Origin of the sequence: Streptosporangium vulgare (assembly GCF_042428775.1) — a bacterium.
Taxonomy (GTDB): Bacteria; Actinomycetota; Actinomycetes; order Streptosporangiales; family Streptosporangiaceae; genus Streptosporangium; species Streptosporangium vulgare.
This window is the reverse complement of record NZ_JBHMBS010000080.1, coordinates 1-2,727: the sequence shown is the minus strand read 5'-3', so window position 1 is coordinate 2,727 and position 2,727 is coordinate 1. Positions and strand designations below refer to the sequence as shown.

General features: G+C 71.7%; 1 protein-coding gene. It reads right to left on the bottom strand.

Annotated features, from left to right (window positions below):
* Positions 1-2,727, bottom strand: a 2,727-nt coding sequence (locus ACFFRH_RS43995; RefSeq protein WP_386164122.1) for an AMP-binding protein, incomplete at both ends; no start/stop codon positions are given.

The following is a 2,727-nucleotide window of genomic DNA, read 5'->3' as shown; positions in this document are numbered from 1 at the left end:
GGTTGCGCAACGGGAACCCGTAGGGCACCGACGTCCAGTGCGCCGGAACGTGCGCCACCTCCCACACGTTCGACCAGATCGCCGCCTCCGTCGCACCACCCAACGCCACCAGCCGACACCGGCCACCACTGCCGGCCGTCAACCGGGCCTGCAGGTCCAACCCCACCCAGTCGCCCGAGACCAGCGCCACCCGCAACCATGGCGGGACCCGGTCGACGGCTGAGAGGAGCATCTCCAGCAGCGTCGGGACGCTGTTCCAGATCGTCACCCCGTGGGTGACGCACAACTGCGCCCACCGCTGGGCGTCCCGGCGCTCGTCCTCGGCGACCAGCACCACCGCGCCGCCTGCCGACAACAGGCCGAACACGTCGTAGACCGACAGGTCGAAATCCAGCGCCGACACCGCCAGCACACGATCCCCGCAGCCCACCCCCAGCCGCTCGTTGACATCCACCACCGTGTTCAACGCCGCCCGATGCGACACCTCCACACCCTTCGGCACCCCCGTCGAACCCGAGGTGAAGATCACATACGCCGTCGCATCCGGCGACACCTCCACCGGAGCCACTAATCGCTCGCTCGGCCGCGCCTCCGCCAGGGTCTCTTCCGTCAGCACCCGCACCACATCCGCGCGGGACAGGATCGACTCCCGGCGAGCAGCGGGCTGATCCACCCCCACCGGCACGTAAACGCCCCCGGCCGCCAGCACGCCCAGCACCGCGACCACCTGGTCCACGCCCTTGGGCACCACCACCCCCACCGCGTCACCCGGCGCCACGCCCCAGCCCCGCAACAACCCCGCGACCCCCAACGCCCGACCCGCCAGCTCGCCGTACGTGACCGTGACGGCGTCGGAGATCAGCGCGGGCAGGTGCGGCTCGTCGGCGGCGCGGGCGAAGAACGCCTCGTGCAGGGTGCCGTCCGGTACGGGGCCCACGGTGTCGTTGACCCGGCGGCGGACGAGCTCCTGCTCCGTCGGCAGGCCGACCGGGGCCGGGGCCGACCAGTCGCCCTCGGACAGCCACTCCAGCAGGTTCAGGTGCGTGTCGAACATCGCGTCGAGCACGCCCGGCGCGAACAGCTCCTCCACCGCGTCCCAGCGGACGAGCAGCTCGCCGTCGACCTCCGCCACCTGGTAGTCCAGCCAGACCTGCGGGGTCTGCGACACCCCCCAGACCTGCTCGGCGAAGGAGGGCCCGAGCGTGCCGCCGTCGGTGACGCCGAGCATGCTGGTGAACACCACGGGCATGGTCATCTCGATCGAGTCGGCCCGCCTGGCCAGCTCGCGCATCACCCACACGGCCGAGACCTCGCCGTGCTCCAGGCCGCGCCAGACCTCCTCCTGCAACCGGCGCGTGCCCTCCAGCCAGCCGGATCCCGACCGGTAGCCGACGAGCATCAGCGAGGTGAAGTCGCCGAGGACGCGGTGGATGTCGGGGTGCACCTCGCGCCGGTCGAACAGCGTGAGGTTGAGCGTCAGCTCCGGCTGGGCGCTCCAGGCGGAGAGGATCTCGCCGAAGGCGGCCGCCAGCACCGTGGAGGCGGTCAGGTCGTGCTTCCTGGCCAGGTCGGAGACGCGGCCCCAGCGTTCGGCGTCCATCCTGACCTCGCGGCGGACGAACCGGGGACGGTCGATCATGGCCGGGTCGACGCGCAGCGGCAGCCGCGGCGCGGGGGGCAGCTCGGGCAGGCGTCCGGCCCAGTACTCCTTGGCCGCTTCGAGGATCGCGGGATCGGGGGTCATCCCGAGCACGTAGTCGCGGAACGACACCTCCAGCGGCGGGAGCACGGTGGCGGGGTCGTGGTAGAGCAGGTCGAGCTCGGCGAAGAAGGCCATCGTGCTCAACGCGTCGATGATGATGTTGTCGAAGCTCACCCCCAGCCGGACGCGGCCCTCGTGCCGCGCGGCCCGCGCGTCGAACAGCGGCCAGGCGGCCGGGTCGAACACCTGGTGCGACATCCCCTCGCGCAGCTGCTCGGCGCTGTCGACCATGGTGATCGTGAAGTGCGGCACCTCGGGCAGGATGCGCTGGAACCCTTCCTCGTCGAAGACCGCGCGCAGCATCTCGTGCCGTTCGATCAGCAGGTTCCACGCGGCCTGCAACCGGTCGAGGTCGATGTCGCCTTCGAACTCGGTGTAGAAGTGGCAGCCGACGCCGCCGAGCGTGAAGTGCTCGGCGCGTCCGAGCCAGTAGGCGCGCTGCACCTCCGTCGGCGGGAACGGGTCGTGGCGGTGTTCGAGGTCGGCGCCCAGCACCCTGGTGGGTACGAGCGTCTCGTCCAGGGTGAGGGTCGCGGCGAAGCCGGCGAGCTCCGGCGAGTCGAACAGCAGGGTGAGCCTGGCGTCGGTGACGCCCGCCGACCGCAGCCGCGCGATCATGCGGGTGGCGAGCAGCGAGTCGCCGCCGAGGGCGAAGAAGTTGTCCGCGCGGTGCACCCCGGGCAGGTCGAGCAGGTCGGCCCAGATCTCGGCGAGCAGGATCTCGGCCGCGCCCGCGGGTGCCTCGCCCACCTCGACCACCGACGTTTCCTCCACGAGGGAGACGAGGGCGGATCGGTTGATCTTTCCGTTGGGGGTGAGGGGCAGCTCGTCCAGGGGAGTGATGGTGGGCGGGATCGCGTGGGCGGGGAGCCGGTCGGCGAGGAAGGCGCGGATCTGGTCGGGGTCGGCGGTGGCGGGGGTGACGAACGCGGCCAGGCGGCGCTGACGGCGCTCACCCACCGCGA